Origin of the sequence: Candidatus Nitrosocosmicus sp. FF01, from assembly GCF_047711275.1 — an archaeon.
Classification (GTDB): Archaea; Thermoproteota; Nitrososphaeria; order Nitrososphaerales; family Nitrososphaeraceae; genus Nitrosocosmicus.
Genome location: NZ_JBLNIG010000005.1, coordinates 49,296 through 64,786 on the forward strand (window position 1 = coordinate 49,296; position 15,491 = coordinate 64,786).

Here is a 15,491-nt window from a genome sequence, read left to right on the forward strand (position 1 = left end):
CAAATAAAGCTATCAAATAAATCAATTAAATTTATTTATTCTCAAGAGATTACAGGTCATGACGGGATTTGAACCCGCGACCTAAGGTTTACAAAACCTTCGCTCTGCCAGGCTGAGCTGACATGACCATTTTTTAATATCAGATAACGCCTGTAATTAAAAGCTTCTGTATATATATTGGATTTTTTCGTTAATATTTAGATGACCTCATCTCCCGAAAAGCGTATTATTTGTGTCAATATAACAATTAGTAATAAACCATTTCTTAATGACCCTGAGGGAGAAACGGTGCTTCATGACTTAATTCTAAGGGAAGATTATAAAGATGTCTTGTCTGTCCGAGCTGCTAAATCGTTTTCTGTTAAAGTTTTGGCATATGACAATAAAGACGCGTTGGATAAGATAAGCCGTATGTGCGAAGAATTGCGATTGTATAATCCAATTGTAAGTACATGTGAATTCTCTATTGTGGATAACTAGGAATAACATACAATGCTCAGCAAAGGAAACCCTTAATGGTTTGATAAGTTAACCAATTGCATTAGAAATATGAAGGATTACGATAGTGTCATTATTTGGTTAGATTATTTCAACAAGAATTTGTCTAGAGAAAAAGGAAGAAAAGTGTCTAAATCCCTTGCTGTTTATGACCCGCTTGTTTCAGAGTTGGTTAGTGCCGTTGAATCACTAGGACATAGTGTTGACAAAGATCAAATTAATGAAGGTGCACGTTTTCCAAAGCGATCTCATATTAAATCCGGGTACATTATGATAGAAAAAAAAGGTTTAAAAAAAAATTCCTTGGTAAAGGGTATTTCCGAAAAAATAGTGGTAAATAGAGCGAAATCAAAGGGTAGATAGGTTCTGCGTTTGATGTTAAAAACATAAATAATCAACACGTAGTATTCAATATATCTGATTTTTTGTGATATGCATAATAAATTAAGGAATATGTATTAAATTGATTCCAGAAAAGAAAATAATAAGCAAGAAACATGGAACAAGTGTCAATCAATTTAACTTGGGTGTAGATACTACTCAAAGTAATAGAATTGATAAATCCAAAAATGAATTAGATGAAACCCTTGAGAATAGGATCTCTAATTCCATACCTAAAGAAGCTCAAATTACAAATATAAAACTCGAGGCTGCTAATATCGCCCTGTATACAAAAAATCCTCGGTTTGCACTGACTGAATTAACTTTGCATTTATCGGCCATGTCAAAATCAATTAAAAAGAGATTCATAATTAGGACCGACCCTTCTATTAGATTGGCCGAAGATGAGACCCGAAACGTGATAAGTAAGATTTTACCAAAACAGGTAACTATATCTGTAATTTTCTGTGACGAGGCAACGGGTGAGGTCATTTTGGAAGTTAATAAACCCGAAGAAATTACGTCCGAAATTTTCATAAATATTGCAACTAATACTGGTTGGATAGCTCATACAAGACGATCACCTCATATCCCCTCAAATAGCATCAAAAATATCCACTCAGTACTGAAGAGTTCTTCAAAGGACCGGATAAGCTTTTACCAAAGTCTAGGACGAAGAATATTCAGGCCGCATTTGCTTTCCAATTCATTACTACAATCCAATAATGGAACAATAACAACTTTTCAAGAAGCGTCAAAGGATACGGCTAAGTTTCAGATAGATCATAAATTAGGTGGGAATCCTTATCGATACAGTACCCTTAAAGAAGTTCTGATATACTGTCTGGGCGGCGTCAAACAAGTAGGCCGCTCTTGCTTTGTCGTAGTTACGCCTGAAAGCAAAATAATGCTCGATTGCGGAATAAATCCGGGTGAAAACACAAATTACAATGCTTATCCTAGGATCGATTGGTTTGATTTCAACTTAGATGAATTAGATGCCGTAGTTATAAGTCATGCTCATATTGACCATCAGGGATTTTTACCTGCTCTCTATAAGTTTGGCTACAAGGGGCCAGTTTATTGTACAGAACCTACGTTACCTTTAATGACGTTGTTGCAAATGGATTCTGTAAAAATAGCCCAAAATAATGGCACCTATATCCCATATGAAATCAGAGATGTAAATGAAATAATAAAACATTGTATTCCAATCCCTTATGGAAAACCTACTGACATTTCCCCAGACGTTACAATAACATTAAACAATGCTGGACACATACTGGGAAGTGCTACTGTGCATATCAATATCTCTGGTGCTCACAATATTCTATATACCGGCGATTACAAATACGCACGAACTCAATTATTAGATGGGACAATGGCCAATTATCCTCGAGTCGAAACGATAATTACGGAGAGTACATACGGAGCATCAAATGATCTAATGCCTGATCAAGCAACCGTCTATGGATCTTTTACAGAAAGTATTAATCACACTCTAAAACAAGGAGGCAAGGTTTTAATTCCTGTTCCCGCGGTTGGAAGAGCCCAAGAAATTATGTTAGTTTTGGATAAAGAAATGCGAGAAGGCCGCTTGATAGAATCGCCTATATTTATAGAAGGGATGATCTCTGAAGCAAGTGCTATTCATATGTCGTTCGCGCATTATTTAGGATATGAGGTTAGAAAGTCAGTGTCTGAGGGTATCAATCCATTTACCTCATCATATTTTACCGTTATAAACGGAATAAGTAACAGGGAGGAGGTATTCACTGATGAATCCCCTGCTATAATCATGGCTACGTCAGGAATGCTTGAGGGTGGCCCGTCAGTCGAGTATTTTAAGCAAATTTCGCCTGGACCACAGAATAAGATTATTTTCGTTTCTTACCAGATAAACGGAACACTTGGTAGAAGGGTGCTAGACGGATCAATATCCGAAGCCAGCATGATTGACAAGAATGGAAAGGTTAAAGTAATCCCAGTTCGTTGCTCTAAACAAAAAATCGACGGGTTTAGTGGACATAGTGATTTTAATCAAATAATGAACTTTGTTTCTAAAGTACGCCCGAAGCGAGTCCTGGTGAACCATGGTGAAAGATCAAAATCAGAGAATGTTGCAAGCATGATTTACTCACGGATGCGAATACGGTCTAGCGTTCCTGACAACAGGGAGATAATCAAATTAAAGTAATTCGATAGGTTTTTTCCTATGTATAGCGTTCTAAATGTTGAACTGAGTTGGCAATAAGATATAGGTGTATAAATTGCAATATAGTTTTAAGCGGAGAAGGTGCATCGCGCCATTATTTAGCTAATCCAAGTCACAAATTAGAGAAATTACCTCCCCCCCCTAAGCCCGGCAAACCTGCCACTTAGGAACAGGATTGGCAAATTATTCGCGAATGCTTTCCAAAGCTGAAACCACTTGCCATAAACTTGTTCTGATATGTGATTGCATTTGTGGATTTTGGGTTACTCCATCTAGCATGCTAATGGCGTTTGCAGCTCTAACAGAGATACTTCCACCCTTTTCGTCCTTTAAGATTGCCAAAACCTCTCTAATCATATTTCTAATGTTTCGCTGAATATTTACATTCTTTATTAGCGAATCCAGGGTCGAGATTGCATTATTTAATCTTTCAATATTCTCTTTTTGTTTTAATTCTTTCTTTGTTACGGTCAATTTGAATCACACATCTTAATTTTTACCTTATTCCTATTAATAGCTTTATTTATGTGGCTTTTAACGTCCAGGCCCTGTTAACTTAAGCGTTTGAATTAGGGTAAATTTGAATTGTCATTGAGCCAAACTACTCACTTTCGACAAGTTTGTTTGGAGTTTATGCACGATTTGAGACATAATGTTCTGATATTATTCATCCTAATCCATATGAAATATTGGAAAACATTTGAAAAATCACGTTAAGTTAACAGGGCCAACGTCCACTATGAAAAATTTAATAACAAAACAAAATATACCCCTTATGTCTTAATGGGGAATTAATAGTGAATAGGGTACTCTTGATCATACTATTTTGGATCCTTGGTTTCATTGGGGGTATCTTAATCTATTCGGCCTTACCATCTATAACTAGCTTTTTCAGTACTTTTATGCCTAGTTTATTTACAAAGTACTTTTACGAGGCACTAATAGCAGGGGTTATCGGATCTGGAATTAGCACCATTGCGATTCTATACTGGGCGAATAAATCTTCAAAGGAATTCTGATATGATAAGATTGGAGAATTAAGCACAAAGAGTATGCGTGAATTGGTGTTGATTGAAATATTTATTGGTTTTTTCGTTTCCTTGTTTGCCGGATTGGTAGGTTCTATGGTAGGAGTAGGCGGTGGAATAGTCAACGGACCTTTCCTCAGCCTTCTTAACTACCTCCCCTCACAAATTTCGGCCACAAGTTTAATGGCTGTATTTTCAACTAGCATTTCTTCCTCAATTCAGTTTATGAGAAAAGGATTAGTTGTAAAAAAAGTTGGAATTATTTTGGCAATCTCGTCTATACCAGGTACGTTCATTGGGGTGCATTTTGCAAATATCTTTTCTATGGAACAATTTAGATATCTTTTTGCAGTAATCCTGCTGGGTACTGCGATATATCTTTTCCTTAGAAAAAGGATTTATTCCACATATGATTCGAAGCTTCCTTTTAATTTCAATTCAGTGCATTTATCTATAAGAAACCTAAGACTGCTGGTTTTAGTGTCTTTATCATTTATTGCTGGAATTGTTTCGAGTAGTTTTGGAGTCGGAGGCGGAATAATTTTTGTACCATGTTTAATTGTAATAATGAAATTCAATGTGAAAAACTCGACTGCAACGTCACAGTTTGCTCTAATTTTCACTTCTATCTCGGGGCTGATGTTGTTCATGTTGCAGGGTAGGCCCGATTATCAAATGGGATTTATACTTTCAATTGGAGCGGTCATAGGCGGTACGCTAGGTAGCTTATTGTCGATGCGGGTAAATTCTTCATTTATATTGAAATTGTTTAGCGGACTATTAGTCATAGTATCGTTGAAGCTTCTTTATGACGGGGTGGTTTTACAAAATTGATAATCTAAAATAGTTCTCGATATTATTGTGCTGATTTCTATATACAATTGCACCAGAATATTATCGAAACTGATTTTAAATTGATCCAAAAACATTACTGGCAAAGTTTACATAAGATTAGTCTTAACAGTTGATTTAATATTGTATTATTAGATTGATTATCTAGGAAAGTGATGAATATCGCTATACTCATTTCAGGGAGAGGGAGTAATATGAAATCAATACTTCAAGCCATTCAGGGTGGAGAGATTGAGGGAGTTAAAGATGTGATAGTAGTATCAAACAGATCCACAGCGCCAGGTTTGGAAATTGCAAGAAAGGAATTTGGAGTCAAGACATTAATTGTTTTGCCTGAAGAAAATGGACAGATGTATGACAAAAAGCTAATGACGGAATTGCAGAGAAACGAAATTTTTGAACATAATAGTCTTATCTGCTTGGCCGGATTCATGAGGATTTTGAAACCTGAATTTATTAAGGCCTACAAGAACAAGATAGTTAATATTCATCCATCTCTACTCCCGTCTTTCAAAGGATTACATGCACAAAAACAAGCTCTTCTCGCAGGTGTCAAAATTACTGGTTGTACGGTACATTTAGTTGATGTGGGCATCGATACCGGACCGATTCTTCTACAAGAATGCGTTCCTGTACATGATAATGATACTATAGAATCCCTTTCTGCAAGAATTTTGATTGAAGAACACAAGATTTATGTTAAAGCTTTGAAACTATTATCTGCAAACAAATTTTTGTTAAAGGGAAATAGGATGGTTCAAATCTAGTTACATGTTATCCTCTGATTTTCTTATCCATTTCCAGCATAAATTTAGAGATCTCGTCCTTGTTAGAATTAAGATATTCTTGTCCTTTTTCTCGCAATCGGCTATTGAATAGCCGCAATTCCCTATGTTCTTCAAAGAAGTTATCAAGTATTAACGTACCATGTAAAATCGGGTTTAGCAACTGATCAATGTTTTGCATTAACGCCTTAAAGTCGCCCTTCTCAGATGATTCGGAAGCCTCGTACAAGATTTTACTAATATCCTTGAGTTGTTGAGAAGAGAATAAGACCTCTTTTTTAGGTTCAAAATGTTTCGAATTTGATCCTGTGCTTCTTTTCTCTACCCCAATTTTTGAGATCAACTCTTTGGTAAGCTCATACTGTTCATCCCTACCCGTAAATGTCTTTTTGATATTCTTAATGAGTAAGCCTTTGTTGGCAAGACGAGTAGTTGCATCTTGGATTTCAATGCTATCCAGCCCCGTTATCCACACTATCTTTCCTAGGTGATCATTGCCTTGTCGGATAGATTCCAGAATGACAACTTCTATTATTCGTTTGTAGTCTTCCTCCATTCTTGCACTCACAAAATCTCTATCCTTGACAGCTTTTTTTGCATTTGATATGTCGAGTTCTATAGATTTTTTTAATGCTTCCATCCCCTCGGTTACTTTGCCATCCAAAGTCAAATAACAAGCATAATTATACCATACCATGGGATCATTTGGATTAATGTCTAATGCTTTTTGGCAACATTCTATAGCTTTTTCATAGCTCTTTGTTTTATAATAGACCAGACCCTTAAGATTCCATACTCCGGCATTGTTAATATCGATTTCAAGTACCTGGTCAAACAACGAAATTGCTAAATTATATTGTTTTAAATGAAAATGAGAATAACCTTTCTTAATTAGTGAATCTACAAAATAGGGATCTATTCTCAGTGAAAGATCAAAACATCTGATAGCATCTTCAAATTTTTCTTCTGACATCTTGTTAACTCCCTTGTTATACAAATTAACCTTCTTTATGTCATCTTCAGTAATTTTGTAACTGCCAGCAGAAGGGGAAGACTCTGAACTATTCTTATCCGACAAAAGTTTCTTCCCGAAAATCTTTTCCATTATAGATATTAGTATTGTTCACGAATAAATATATTCTTTTTTTGATTAGGTATGATGCCAACTAATGCTTAACAGGCATTACCTAAAAAGTGGGAATACTTGTGTTGGTTACCTTAGCCACTATCCCGGTAAATGCAAAATTAACTAATAAAAACCATCCCCATAGGAATACCTGACCCGGAACCTTACAGGGGCCCTGCTTGACCTCAGTGTTGGTGCTGTTTGTAGTTTGAACCGGAGTATCGAGCTTTACATTCTCATCGGAACAAGTTAAATAAGGAATTGCAATCGGTGACAATGCCACCGTCTGGCCAAATATCGCGGGAAATACAAAAATCCATAACATAAATGATGGGACCATATAAAGCATCATTGGTCTCATTTGTTGTTGCTGCATCTCCATACTCATTTTTTGCATCTGAGATTGCTTTTTCTTTAATTCTTCAATTTGTTGTTTGTCCCTTTTTTTAACTGCTTCAGTATATTTCTTTCTCCATTCGCCAGTTTCTTTCATTACCGTTTTCATTTTTTCAATGTTAGTTGTTTTCCTTCGCAACATGGCCATGCCAAGATTTAGCCCTATAGCAATAATTGCTGCCAAAACTGCAGACGTGAACATGTCAGGAAAAATAGGATGTTGAGTATAATGAGGCGTTAAGCCCGGGAATTGTAGAATTATTTTTTCAGACAGGCCAAAAATATCTATCAAACTATTGGAAAATGATTTTTTGTGATTTATTAACCTTTTTGCCTATTACATTAAATTACATCCTTCTAAGCGGTGAAATCCCAATTATTTCCATGCATTCTTCAAATACGATTAAGCATTTTTTCATAATTATGGTTCGTGAATGCGCCAAGTTAATGTTTGATTCACTTAGAATTGGTGAACTTTCATAAAAGTTATTAAATAATGTAGCAAGTTGATAGAGGTATTTTGCCATGATTTTAGGATTGGCATTTTGAGACGAGTGGTTTAGTTCCATAGTATACCTACACAAATGTTTGATTAGAGCCATTTCCGCACCTGTGGATTCAATAGTGGATTTATCTGGTAAAAGTTCCTTATAACTACGCTGATGATTCATTTCCCTTAATTTCTCTTCGATTTTTTTACCTCTCGCATATGCGTATTGAATGTAAGGGGCAGTATCTCCATCAAGACTTAATGAATCGTTAAAATCGAAAGTAATCATTTTTCCAAAATCATACTTTATGAAATAATAGCGAATGGCTGAAATTGCAATCTCCTTAGAAATGTTCCTCATTTCATCTTCACGTATCTCGGGATTTCTTTTTCTTGTCTCCAACATTGCTTTTTGTTCAAGCGATTTCAATGCAAGGTCTGCCTCAACGAATATCCCCTTTCGCCCCGACATGTGAGCTGCCCTGTTGTTTTCTGTCTCGATTCCAAGCATAGCTATAGTGTTCTTACTTAAAATAACAGGTTCGTAACCAAGATATTCATATTTTGAAGCAGGTATTCCCAATTTGATCAAGATTTCAATTATAAGATTTTGTAATCTTTCTTGCCTTGAATCGATAATAGTAATGACTCTACTAATTTTATCGAAATCAATAGTGAAATTATTGCGGTCATTTCTGTTCTCCTCAACATTCGCATTTATTTCCTCTTGTAATGTAGTTGAGTACAACTCGGTAGAATCCCATTGGGTTGCAAAAAAAGAAAACAGAAAGGGATTTTTCAAAAAACCAAGTTTCCATACGGCAAACGGAATATCCTTTGCAAAGTATGTTAATGTCGAGTCACTCCTTATCAAAATCTTGTCTCCTTCTGTAGCTGACCTATAAATCCAACATCCATTATTTTTTCCCTCCACTTCATATTTGATAATTTCTTTCTCCTTAAGAATTTCAAATAACTGATACCAAAGACTCGATTGTACTATTTGTGATTCAAAATTGAGCAAGTCATAATGTATTTTGAAATTCCATGTCGTTTTTAGCTGCTCGATTAGAACTTTATTTACTATACTTTTAGTAAAAATCGATGTTTCAGAATTGGGATTTTCGAGTTCCTTCATTATCTTAGTCCTCTTTTCAAGGAGATCTGGTCTATTCTTGTATAACTCGTTCACTTTTACGTAGACTTCGTTTCCGCAATACTGATCGAATTTGAAATATTCAGTTTGATTCGATTTCGACTCCTCTGTGGGTATTCCAGCATGTTTAAATCCTACTATGATGTCTGCTACCTGTAGCCCTGAATCATCCACATAATTCAGAACCTTTACTTTATATCCTGTTTTTTTAAATATCCTGTATAGGCAATCTCCTATTATCGCATTTCTCAAATGGCCAACATGTAATGCCTTATTTGGATTTACACTAGTATGTTCTAATATAATAGTATCTTTATTATTTTGATTGAAGAATCTTGAAGTAGATGTTATATCTTTTATGTTATCATTTTGTAGGAAATGTCCCAGAAAGACTTGCCTGTTTAATACAAAATTGATAAAACCAGGCTTTTCGTATCTAGCATTTTCAATATAATGTCTGTTTGTCCACTTACTACATAACTCTAGTTTTCTTCTTACTATTTCCTCAGCTATTGAAAGAGGAGATTTATGTAGTACCTTTGCTAACTGAAAGCTAATGTTTGTAGAATAGTCGCCAAATTCAGGTAAAGGGGATTCAGTTACATCGTAACTAATTTGAGGATTCTTAAGATCAAAGAGTGTCAATACTTCTTTTAGAAAACCCTCAATTTCATCAATCACTTCCTCAAGAATCAAATGATTTCACTGCTTGCTTTTTGTTCAAAAACTAAGTCTATCGCATTTATTAATCCTTCGCCATTTCCACCCTTTACTATGTGAGTCGCTTTATTACGTACAGTTTCATCGGAGCTTTCAAATGTAATACTGTATTTAGTTTTATTAAACATTGGAATATCTGTTATACTATCTCCTATTGCAATTACTTCTTCCTTGCTGAATTGGAGATATTTCATTAATGTTTCCAATCCAGTTCCTTTATTAACGCCGATTTCATTTATATGATAAGCATAATTACTGTCCACTAGTATCAATTTATGACCGCTATCCATAAGTACCTGATTGCCATGAGCCAAATCAAATGTCCTTTCTAGTACTACTTCGCTCATCCTCGGAAACACCGATTTTTGAGAGACATGTTTTATCTCCTTTCTCAATAGGTCATATCCTTGAAGACATTTTTCTTTATCTGCAAGTATTCTAAAGTCATTTGGTGCTGTAATTATTACCCCGCCGTTCTCGCCAATAGCTGTATGTGTTGTCCCTCCAAAAACGGCTAGCGCAAATGCTTCAATAGATGATCGCCCTGTAACATAAATAACTTGATAACCTAATTTTACGAGGTATCTTAACTTTGATATAGCATTAAGATTTACCATGCCATTTCCATTTAATGTAATTGTTCCGTCAATGTCCACGGCAAAACATTTTATTCTGTTCAGATGAAATCAATGTATTAAATAACACATATAAAAATCTAGATTTATAGTGTTCATATTCAAAAATTGTTTAATGGACCTTTGTAATTTAGGTTCAATGTTGCCATATGGGATTGGCAATGCGATTGGTAACGCTGAATGTTTACTATTTCCTTTGTGGAGCACTAATTTTTTTTGTTCTAACAAAATAATAGGATAAAAGGTGAATTATGAGATTTTTCCAACGGAGACTATGATATTAATTACTTATTATGGTATTATTCGATACATGCGTTGCATAAAAGTAATTGAGGCAAATATGCAGAATTGAATACATTGTATTAGGAATATTCTTAGGATAACTGCTATTAGTCTCTTGTTGTAGTTTGGTGAAAGGATTGGCTATTTGCGAGAAATGATGGTTAATCTGAATAAAGACCTGAATTTGTCACTTATTGAGTTGAATAAATTTATAGGAATATTGGGGATTAGAGAAAGCACAAATTTCGTCCGTTCACACAGAAGACAGTTGACAGATAGACTCAGTAATATATATATTGAAATAATCAGTGACTAGAATTAGAATAGATTGAGTTTAGAAGTAGTGCTATTAGAAGATAATAACAACGTATTACTGAAGCGCAGGGAGATAAAATCGATGATAAAAAATGCCGTAGGATCTATCCGCAAAGACGAAGCTGCGAATTTGATAGCCGAAAAGCTACAGATCAATAGAAAAAATTTGATTCCGATCTCATTGGCCAGTGAGTATGGTAATCCTGATGTATTAGCAATGATGTATTACTATAATGACATCGAAGACGCAAGAAAACAGCTTCCTAGATACCGGTTTTTGAGAATAATGGGTAAGGATGAACGCAAGAAAATTATTGATGAAGAAAAAGCTGCCAAACTAAAGGCAAAACAAGCTGCAGCTGCAGAAGCGAAATCAAAGAAAAAGTAATAGCAACTTGGCAACAATTGAGGTTTGAAAAATTATGGGTAAAGATTCAAAAACAAAAAATGGCGTTTCAAAATTTTACAAGATATCTGATAACAATGTAGAAAGAATTAAAAGAGAGTGCCCCCGTTGCGGGAAGGGTGTATTTATGGCCGAGCATAAAGATAGATTGACGTGTGGCAAATGTAGTTATACAGAATTTCAAAAGGAACAATCTAAAAAAAACAAGTCGTGACACTAATTTTTTAATTAGATTTCCTTTTGCATTTTTAAAAGGGGGTTATGCCCATTCGATGATTTTGTTTCTTAAGTGGTTTTCAATCGGGGTATTTGCGATCGCTTGAAAAGGCAATTTGGTGTAGTTACCTCCGATCACGATACGCTTTGTTGGCAATTTCTTTTCAATCCAGAACGTTTTAGTCTTATTATCCAACTTTGGGTCTACCAAGCCATGGTCAAACTTTGAATCAAGCATCCTCGTTAGGGATCTATCTTTTTTAAACACCATTCGGTAGTCCATGGTTTTTTCAGTGTCTATAAACCCAGCTTCGAATCCCGTCTGGGGTATCAAATCTGAATTAATATCGAGATTGATGAACTTCTTTATCAGATCTAAATAATGCAAGAATTCATGAGCCACAACCGCATGAATTGTCCCCTTTAATCCATAAAGAACTAGTGGTAAGGACAGTTGAACCATTATTCTTATCTGATTCTGTTTCGTACAAATAGGGATAGTCCTAGCGTACATAATATTGAATTGACCGTATTCTATTTCAGAGGAACTTAGAAACAGGGCTGGTTCAATAAAATAATCTGGATAATCCAGGGAAGTATTTTTCTCAACTCTTTTTATTGCTTCCTCAACTATTTTGATTCTTTTCATGCATTGTTGAACGATTTTTTGATCCAATCTGTTATTATCAATATATTTATCAAATAGTAAGAACGGATTGATCCTTTTCATTTGATTTCCAGTTTATCTAGAATACATAAATTCAATAATATCAAAGTTTATACATTCACATTTTAGTCTTAGGACCTCTGAAAGTGCCGGTTCTATAGGATCATTTCCTCCTATGAATTGTTTGATTGGTATGCCATTGTCCATATTGAAAAGCAATTCCATATTTTCTCCCCTTTTATCAATAATTCTCGATTCGTAAATGTTTCGAGTCACCGTCTTCTTCTTTGTACCAAATCGTACCATTCCTACCAAGCTCTTCACTCTTTGATTCAACTCTTGCTCATTATCCTGATTTCCCTTAAGTAATACGAAGACCTTGACGAGTTGTCTATATCTATGAATATTCTCAATATCATTGGAATCGATTGTTTCGAATTCTATCTCCATACCATCATCAATAAATACTCTCTTTTCCCTAATTAAGGTGGTACAACCACTTGCCTTAACTATGAAAGGCCGTCCTCGACCCATTACGAGACTATTTTTGTCTTCACCACCGGTCCAGCTTATCTTAAATGAATTAGGCTTGTAATTCTGGTTTATTATTTTATTTACAAAAGATTCAATACTACGTTCATCGACTTGAAATTTTGGATTATATAAATCGAGATGCAGGTGATTTCCCTTAGTTCTATTTTTTTGACTAATTCCTCTCTTTAATTTTCGGTATCTTCCCAAGAGGTAAAACTCTCTTCTTGGTATAATTGAAAATGTTCGATCATTTTGGATTGTTATATCAAATCTGATCTCAGGATTACTATGATTTATACGACAACTTGTAGTATTTCTTATTTTTTCTCTGATCTGTGAATTAATTTGATTTTTAATATTCATGTTTCCTCGGATTTGGAACATTGATCTTAAATAGTCCTCATTTTCATAGAATTGAAATGGTAAGATAGTTCCTATATCAATAGTCGGAACCTGTTCCTTAAAATCAGATAAATGTTCTCTAATTTGGCTGATTATTGATGGAAGTGTTTCTACAAAGAAATTCTGACAGATGAAACAATTATTGGTTAGATCCGATCTTATAGCCACACGGGTAGAATATTTTAGTAACGTGGTTTTATTATTGCCTAAATTTCTCTTGTGGCAGTATTTGCATAGAGGAATGTTGAAAACAGAATGAGAGATTATTTCCTTCTGACCTTTATTAAGCAACTTGGAATATCTAACCAAGACCAAATCTTCTCATGAGTCCCTGCATCTGCCGGCCTTTTGCTTGCTTCATCATTGTTTTAGAGTTATTGTATTGTTTGATTAGGTCTTTAACATCATGTTCCATCACTCCTGCCCCTCTAGCGATTCTTTTTCGCCTTGCCTCGTGAATGATATCGGGATTCTTCTTTTCCTCTGATGTAAACGATTGAATAATAAATCTCCATTTTTCCATTTTCTGTTGTAAAACATCTAAATGGTCATCCTTGACAAAATTTGACAATCCAGGCAAGTTCTCGATTACATTTCGAAATCCCATTTTTCCCATATTTTCCATTTGGGAGTAGAAATCTTCTATCGTCATCTTTCCACTCATAAGCCTTTTGGCCTGATTTTCATCTGATTGAATTTCAAGATTTCTGGCCATTTCTAAAAGTGCTTTTATGTCCCCCATGCCAAGTAGCCTGCCGACAAAGCTAGTTGGGGAAAATTGTTCCAAGTCGTCAATTCTTTCACCAGTACCTATAAAGAGAACCTTAGCTCCGGTAGCGGATGATGCCGCAATCGCTCCTCCACCTTTTGCCGTTCCGTCTAGCTTGGTTAGAATAATTCCACTAATCTTGGCATTCTCATGGAAAATCTTTGCTTGATTGAAAGCTTGTTGTCCAATCGTCCCATCAATGACCAAAAATACTTGATCAGGTATAACAATCGAGTACATGGATTTCATTTCATCCAACAATCCTTGTTCCTCTTTATGCCTGCCTGCCGTATCTATAATTATGATATCTACTGGCTGAGTTTCAAAATATGCTAACCCATTCTTAACAATCTCCAAAGCATTCTTGTTTTCTTCCTCACCATACACCTGAGTATTTATCTTACTACAATTCATTTTAAGTTGGGTTAATGCCCCAGGTCGCCAAGTATCAGCACCTATTACGCCTATTCTATATCCATGTTTTGAAAGCCATCTAGCTAACTTTGCAACAACAGTTGTTTTTCCACTACCTTGAATTCCAAGCATTAATATGGTGTTCTTCTTCTCTGAATTGAAATCAATCAAGTTCTCCTCAACTTTCTTTCTGTCAATAGTTCGGATTGTTTCTCCACTATAGCCTAAAAGGCTTGAGAGTTCTCCATATAGAATAGTAATGATATGATCCTTTTTTGACAAACCTTTCGGAGGTGTCTCAGATAATGACCTTTCTTTCAGATTCTTAGTTATTTGTAAAACCAATCTGACATTCACGTCGGCAGCTAGCAATGCTCTTTGCAAATCCTTGCATAATTCATTAATCAATTCTTCATTGACATCTGAAGCACCAACAATTTTTTTTAGGGCAACACGTAAATTGTCTTTTAGACTATCAAGCATATAGTATCTACTTTTTTATTAGATCAACTTCTGCTATTTCAAATATTCCCCTTACTCCGTCCCAAAATACACTACTTTCTTTAACAACTAATCTTTTTTTATAAATGGGACAGTCCAAAACCAACGTTTCTGCTTCGCCGCCTTCAAATGTGATGTTAAATCCGAAATTCTTACTTAATCTCCTCAAGGTCAAATAGTTCGAATAATCGATAGTTTTTCCCAGCCAATACTTGTCTAATCCTCCTGCTGCAACTCTGGTGATAATGATTTCAAACCCTTGTTTGAGCAGCTGATTGAAATAGAATTCACTATCTATATGCCATAGAGGCGATAATACATCCAAATTTAACTTTCTGCAAATCTTGTCAATAATCTGTAGCTGAAAATTACTGCTAATGCAACCATGACTTACCCCTGAGATCGGAAAAGAGTAACTGGCTTTCTCTATTGCACTGTACAATTGATTTGATTCAGTTTCCTTATCGAATGAGTGACAATACACTTCAATTATGGGAACATCGAGTACATTAGATATCTTTCTTAGTAATCTGGTCGAAGGATAATGAAATAACATGCTTTCATCACTTACTGGATGAATAACTATCAAGCAATTTAGAGTATGGCCCTTTCTAATTAATTCACTTATCGCAAAAGTACTGTCCTTTCCTCCAGAAAAAAGTGCTGCGAAATTCATTCCATTAGAAAGCCTTTGTCAATAAAC

Annotated in this window: 17 protein-coding genes and 1 tRNA gene; 8 read left to right on the forward strand and 10 right to left on the reverse strand. The window is 35.2% G+C overall.

All coding sequences use genetic code 11. The features are described 5' to 3' along the window. Positions 1-53 precede the first annotated feature (53 nt). Positions 54-128, reverse strand: a tRNA-Thr gene (locus ACMT7R_RS14015). Between the two features lie 73 nt (positions 129-201). On the opposite strand from ACMT7R_RS14015, the gene ACMT7R_RS14020 reads away from it, so the two are divergent. The 3 genes from ACMT7R_RS14020 to ACMT7R_RS14030 all read left to right on the forward strand — a co-directional run bounded on the left by ACMT7R_RS14020 (position 202) and on the right by ACMT7R_RS14030 (position 3,076). Continuing rightward, positions 202-480, forward strand: a complete 279-nt coding sequence (locus ACMT7R_RS14020; RefSeq protein WP_415312579.1) for a phosphoribosylformylglycinamidine synthase subunit PurS — start codon at positions 202-204, stop codon at positions 478-480. 69 nt (positions 481-549) lie between these two features. Further along, positions 550-861, forward strand: coding sequence for a signal recognition particle subunit SRP19/SEC65 family protein (locus tag ACMT7R_RS14025; RefSeq protein ID WP_415312580.1), 312 nt, complete (start codon positions 550-552; stop codon positions 859-861). 100 nt (positions 862-961) lie between these two features. Continuing rightward, positions 962-3,076, forward strand: coding sequence for a beta-CASP ribonuclease aCPSF1 (locus tag ACMT7R_RS14030; protein WP_415312581.1), 2,115 nt, complete (start codon positions 962-964; stop codon positions 3,074-3,076). Between the two features lie 201 nt (positions 3,077-3,277). Here ACMT7R_RS14030 and ACMT7R_RS14035 read toward each other — a convergent pair whose 3' ends face one another. Beyond that, the gene (locus tag ACMT7R_RS14035; protein ID WP_196815775.1) at positions 3,278-3,568 is read right to left on the reverse strand and encodes a UPF0147 family protein; all 291 of its coding nucleotides are present in this window, start codon (positions 3,566-3,568) and stop codon (positions 3,278-3,280) included. A gap of 323 nt (positions 3,569-3,891) precedes the next feature. Here ACMT7R_RS14035 and ACMT7R_RS14040 point away from each other — a divergent pair, with 323 nt between their 5' ends. The 3 genes from ACMT7R_RS14040 to purN all read left to right on the forward strand — a co-directional run bounded on the left by ACMT7R_RS14040 (position 3,892) and on the right by purN (position 5,741). Then, a complete protein-coding gene (locus ACMT7R_RS14040) occupies positions 3,892-4,113 on the forward strand; it encodes a hypothetical protein (protein ID WP_415312582.1) in 222 nt (73 codons plus the stop codon). Between the two features lie 45 nt (positions 4,114-4,158). Beyond that, on the forward strand, positions 4,159-4,956 hold the full coding sequence (locus ACMT7R_RS14045; protein WP_415312650.1) for a sulfite exporter TauE/SafE family protein: 798 nt from the start codon (positions 4,159-4,161) through the stop codon (positions 4,954-4,956). Between the two features lie 173 nt (positions 4,957-5,129). Continuing rightward, positions 5,130-5,741: a phosphoribosylglycinamide formyltransferase gene (gene purN, locus ACMT7R_RS14050; RefSeq protein ID WP_415312583.1), complete on the forward strand. Its 612-nt coding sequence runs from the start codon at positions 5,130-5,132 to the stop codon at positions 5,739-5,741. A 7-nt stretch (positions 5,742-5,748) separates the two neighbouring features. Here the strand turns inward: purN and ACMT7R_RS14055 are convergent, their stop codons facing one another. From ACMT7R_RS14055 to ACMT7R_RS14070, 4 genes are all read right to left on the reverse strand, one after another. After that, complete coding sequence (locus ACMT7R_RS14055) at positions 5,749-6,864, reverse strand: tetratricopeptide repeat protein (RefSeq protein ID WP_415312584.1); 1,116 nt, start codon at positions 6,862-6,864, stop codon at positions 5,749-5,751. Between the two features lie 82 nt (positions 6,865-6,946). Then, positions 6,947-7,573 carry an EMC3/TMCO1 family protein gene (locus ACMT7R_RS14060; RefSeq protein ID WP_415312585.1) on the reverse strand — a complete coding sequence of 209 codons (627 nt, stop codon included), beginning with the start codon at positions 7,571-7,573 and terminating at the stop codon, positions 6,947-6,949. Between the two features lie 55 nt (positions 7,574-7,628). After that, on the reverse strand, positions 7,629-9,623 hold the full coding sequence (argS, locus tag ACMT7R_RS14065) for an arginine--tRNA ligase (protein ID WP_415312586.1): 1,995 nt from the start codon (positions 9,621-9,623) through the stop codon (positions 7,629-7,631). Continuing rightward, positions 9,620-10,327 (reverse strand): phosphoglycolate phosphatase, encoded by a 708-nt coding sequence (locus tag ACMT7R_RS14070; protein WP_415312651.1) that lies wholly within the window; start codon positions 10,325-10,327, stop codon positions 9,620-9,622. The genes argS and ACMT7R_RS14070 overlap by 4 nt, the downstream gene beginning before the upstream one ends. 565 nt (positions 10,328-10,892) lie before the next feature. Here ACMT7R_RS14070 and ACMT7R_RS14075 point away from each other — a divergent pair. Together ACMT7R_RS14075 and ACMT7R_RS14080 are read left to right on the forward strand one after the other, a co-directional pair. Next, the gene (locus ACMT7R_RS14075) at positions 10,893-11,267 is read left to right on the forward strand and encodes a hypothetical protein (RefSeq protein ID WP_415312587.1); all 375 of its coding nucleotides are present in this window, start codon (positions 10,893-10,895) and stop codon (positions 11,265-11,267) included. A 34-nt stretch (positions 11,268-11,301) separates the two neighbouring features. Continuing rightward, positions 11,302-11,499, forward strand: coding sequence for a 30S ribosomal protein S27ae (locus tag ACMT7R_RS14080; RefSeq protein WP_415312588.1), 198 nt, complete (start codon positions 11,302-11,304; stop codon positions 11,497-11,499). Positions 11,500-11,544: 45 nt separating this feature from the next. Here ACMT7R_RS14080 and ACMT7R_RS14085 read toward each other — a convergent pair whose 3' ends face one another. The 4 genes from ACMT7R_RS14085 to ACMT7R_RS14100 are packed head-to-tail and all read right to left on the reverse strand — an operon-like array spanning position 11,545 to position 15,464. Beyond that, a complete protein-coding gene (locus ACMT7R_RS14085; RefSeq protein WP_415312589.1) occupies positions 11,545-12,231 on the reverse strand; it encodes a hypothetical protein in 687 nt (228 codons plus the stop codon). A 12-nt stretch (positions 12,232-12,243) separates the two neighbouring features. Beyond that, on the reverse strand, positions 12,244-13,395 hold the full coding sequence (locus tag ACMT7R_RS14090; protein WP_415312590.1) for a hypothetical protein: 1,152 nt from the start codon (positions 13,393-13,395) through the stop codon (positions 12,244-12,246). A 10-nt stretch (positions 13,396-13,405) separates the two neighbouring features. After that, complete coding sequence (locus ACMT7R_RS14095) at positions 13,406-14,770, reverse strand: signal recognition particle receptor subunit alpha (RefSeq protein WP_415312591.1); 1,365 nt, start codon at positions 14,768-14,770, stop codon at positions 13,406-13,408. A 7-nt stretch (positions 14,771-14,777) separates the two neighbouring features. Then, complete coding sequence (locus ACMT7R_RS14100) at positions 14,778-15,464, reverse strand: diphthine--ammonia ligase (protein WP_415312592.1); 687 nt, start codon at positions 15,462-15,464, stop codon at positions 14,778-14,780. Between the last annotated feature and the right edge of the window lie 27 nt (positions 15,465-15,491).